The following is a 3,587-nucleotide window of genomic DNA, read 5'->3' on the forward strand; positions in this document are numbered from 1 at the left end:
GTCGCCGACGCCGTCTTGAAGCAGGTCTTGACGACCACCCGCTCGATTGCGGTGTGAAGGGTCCTGTCGCATGAGGCGGAGTGCGGGAGCCCGGCCGATCCGTTGGAGCCGCCGCCGGTACCGCGCATTTCCGGATCTGTTGTCATGACCCCGATGCCTTTCTGGCCGCTCCGATCCGCGGCTCCCACGCAGGCTGTTCGCGGAGGCTGTCCGGGGTGGTGCGGCCACTGCGACATGGCGTCCCCCCGAGTCAGTCCAGCCACCTCTCCGTCATGGAGATACTCCCGTCATGGCAGATACAAGAATGGTACGAATTAATCCGTTTGTAAACCTGATATGACGTCAATTGAAATTGACACTTTCAAATTCTGTGACTAACCTTCCTCCATCAGGGTTTCTAGCGGAGAGGGATGGAGCCACATGAACGCGCATGTTTCGCCCGGCGACGCCCCTGCCGGACTCTATACCGCCGAAGAGCGCATCCGCCGCGATAATTCGGTGTGGACGCTGGTGCAGGGGATCCTGGCGCCGATCCAGTTCCTCGTCTTCGCGATCTCTGTCGGTCTTATCATCCACTGGTGGATGACCGGCGCCTGGCTGATGGCCGCGCATGTCTCCGTGGTGGCCAAGACGCTGACGCTCTACGCGATCATGATCACCGGCTCGATCTGGGAAAAGGACGTGTTCGGCGCCTATCTGTTCGCGCGGCCCTTCTTCTGGGAGGACATGGTGTCGATGCTGGTGCTGGCTCTGCACACCGGCTATCTGGTGGCGCTGTGGGGCGGCCTGCTCGGCGACGCGCAACTGATCGCGCTCGCGGTCGCGGCCTATGTCTCCTACGTCATCAATGCCGGGCAGTTTCTCTACAAGTTCAGGCTGGCCCGCATCAGCGCCCCGTCCACAAAGGGCTCGACGGAGGCAATGGCATGACCGTGGTCTATTCCGCCCCCGTGCCCGCCCAGACCTGCGCGCCCGAGACGGCCGAGCGCCGCGACGTGCTCAAGCAGCGCGGCCAGCACGAGGTGTTCTGCGGCCTGACCTCGATCATGTGGCTGCACCGCAAGATGCAGGACGCCTTCTTCCTGATCGTCGGATCGCGCACCTGCGCCCACCTGATGCAGTCGGCCGCGGGCGTGATGATCTTCGCTGAGCCGCGATTCGCCACCGCCATCATCGACGAGCGCGACCTGGCCGGCATGGCCGACATGAACGAGGAGCTCGACAAGGTGGTGGAGCGGCTGCTCACCCGCCGGCCCGACATCAAGCTGCTGGTGCTGGTCGGCTCCTGCCCGTCGGAAGTCATCAAGCTCGACCTGCCGCGCGCGGCAAACCGTCTCAACGGCGCCCATTCGCCGGCCTGCCGGGTGATGGCCTATTCCGGCAGCGGCATCGAGACCACCTTCACGCAAGGAGAGGACAATTTCCTGGCGGCGCTGGTGGCCGACATGCCCGCCGAAGCCGCGGATGCGGCCGCGTCGCTGGTCGTCGTCGGCGCGCTCGGCGACGTGGTCGAGGACCAGATGATGCGCGTTTTCACTGGACTTGGCATCGGCCCGGTCCGGTTCCTGCCCTCGCGCTCCTCGACCACGCTGCCGCCGGTCGGACCCAACACACGTTTCATCCTGGCCCAGCCCTGGGTCGGCGCCTGCGCCCAGGCGCTCGAGCGCCGCGGCGCCCAGCGCATCTCGGCCCCCTTCCCGCTCGGCGAGGAAGGCTCCACCGCCTGGTACCGCGCCATCGCCGGGTCGTTCGGCGTGGCCGAGGCGCGCTTCGACGCCATCACCGCGCCCGGCCGCGACCGCGCCCGCCGCGCGGTGGAACGCTACCGGCCGGTGCTTGAAGGCAAGTCCGTGTTCCTGTTCCCCGATTCGCAGCTCGAGCCGTCGCTGGCCCGCTTTCTGTCGCGGGAACTTGCCACCTCCATCGTCGAGATCGGCACGCCCTATCTCAACCGCGAGGTCGTCGGCGCCGAACTGGCGATGCTGCCCGAGAGCGTGCGCGTCAGCGAAGGCCAGGACGTCGACAAGCAGATCGACCGGGTCGAAAGCGACAATCCGGACCTGATCATCTGCGGCATGGGCCTCGGCAATCCGTTCGAGGCGCAGGGCCGGTCGACGAAATGGTCGATCGAGTTCGTCTTCACGCCGATCCAGGGCTACGAGCAGGCGGGCGACCTGGCCGAACTGATCGCCCGGCCGCTGATGCGCCGGTCGCTCCTGAAAGTGGGGGCATAGGCCATGGAACTGACCGTCTGGACCTATGAAGGACCGCCCCATGTCGGCGCCATCCGCATCGCCAATTCGATGCGCGATGTGCATTTCGTGCTGCACGCGCCGCAGGGCGACACCTATGCCGACCTCTTGTTCACCATGATCGAGCGCAACCGCAAGCGCCCGCCGGTGACTTACACCACGTTCCAGGCGCGCGACCTGTCGGGCGACACCGCCGAGATCTTCAAGATCGCCGCGCGCGAGGCGGTCGAGCGGTTCAAGCCGCAGGCGCTGCTGGTCGGGGCCTCCTGCACGGCGGAACTGATCCAGGACGATCCCGGCGGGCTCGCCAAGGCGCTGGGGCTGAGCGTGCCGGTGGTGGCGCTCGAACTGCCCTCCTACCAGAAGAAGGAAAACTGGGGCGCGGCCGAGACCTTCTACCGGCTGGTGCGGGCGTTTGCCGGCGGCGCGGGCAAGCCGGATGTGGCGCCCGAGCGGGCAAGCTGCAACATCCTCGGCCCCTCCTCGCTCGGCTTCCGCAACCGCGACGACATCATCGAGATCACCAGGATCGTCGAGGCGCTCGGCATCCGCATCAACACGGTTGCCCCGCTTGGCGCCTCGCCCGCCGACCTCGCGCGCATTCCGCAGGCCCATTTCAACATCGTGCTCTATCCCGAAATCGCCGACAACGCCGCGCGCTGGCTCAAGCGCCAGTTCGGCCAGGAAATGGTGGCGATCGCGCCCATCGGCGTGGGCGCGACGCAGGATTTCATCGCCGCCGTGGCCGGCGTGGCCGGCGTCGAGGTGCCTGCGAGCCTGACCGCCGACGGCGCGGAGCGGCTGTCCTGGTACTCCCGCTCGATCGATTCGAACTACCTCACCGGCAAGCGCGTGTTCATCTTCGGCGACGCCACCCATGCGGTCGCCGCAGCACGGATCGCATCGGAGGAGCTGGGCTTCAAGGTCTGCGGGCTCGGCACCTATTCCCGCGAATTCGCCCGCGACGTGCGCGAGGCCGCCGCAAAATACGGCGTCGAGCCGCTGATTTCCGACAATCACCTCGATGTCGAGGACGCCATCATCGCCGCCCAGCCGGAACTGGTTCTGGGCACGCAGATGGAGCGCCATGCCGCCAAGCGGCTCAGGATCCCCTGCGCGGTGATCTCGAGCCCGGTGCATGTGCAGGACTTTCCGGCCCGCTACTCGCCGCAGATGGGCTTCGAGGGCGCCAATGTCATTTTCGACAGCTGGGTGCACCCGCTGATGATGGGGCTCGAGGAGCACCTGTTGCAGATGTTCCGCGGCGATTTCGAATTCCACGACGACGCCGGCTCCTCGCATCTGGGCCATGGCCATGGCGGGGCGGCCGATACG

At 66.6% G+C, this 3,587-nt stretch carries 3 protein-coding genes; all 3 read left to right on the top strand.

The annotated features are described in order from the left end of the window. Positions 1–420 precede the first annotated feature (420 nt). Positions 421–930, top strand: coding sequence for a 2-vinyl bacteriochlorophyllide hydratase (gene bchF, locus LL06_RS20915; RefSeq protein WP_035531368.1), 510 nt, complete (start codon positions 421–423; stop codon positions 928–930). Then, on the top strand, positions 927–2,234 hold the full coding sequence (locus LL06_RS20920; protein WP_035531369.1) for a ferredoxin:protochlorophyllide reductase (ATP-dependent) subunit N: 1,308 nt from the start codon (positions 927–929) through the stop codon (positions 2,232–2,234). Before bchF ends, LL06_RS20920 begins: the two co-directional genes overlap by 4 nt. A gap of 3 nt (positions 2,235–2,237) precedes the next feature. Continuing rightward, on the top strand, positions 2,238–3,587 hold a 1,350-nt coding region (bchB, locus tag LL06_RS20925), incomplete at its 3' end, for a ferredoxin:protochlorophyllide reductase (ATP-dependent) subunit B (RefSeq protein ID WP_035531371.1).

The sequence above is a fragment of the Hoeflea sp. BAL378 genome (assembly GCF_000759435.1).
Lineage (GTDB): Bacteria > Pseudomonadota > Alphaproteobacteria > Rhizobiales > Rhizobiaceae > Hoeflea.

Excerpts from the sequence above, each read along its gene's own strand:
- bchF (WP_035531368.1), top strand. The coding sequence starts at position 421 with ATGAACGCGCATGTTTCGCCCGGCGACGCCCCTGCCGGACTCTATACC.
- LL06_RS20920 (WP_035531369.1), top strand. The coding sequence starts at position 927 with ATGACCGTGGTCTATTCCGCCCCCGTGCCCGCCCAGACCTGCGCGCCC.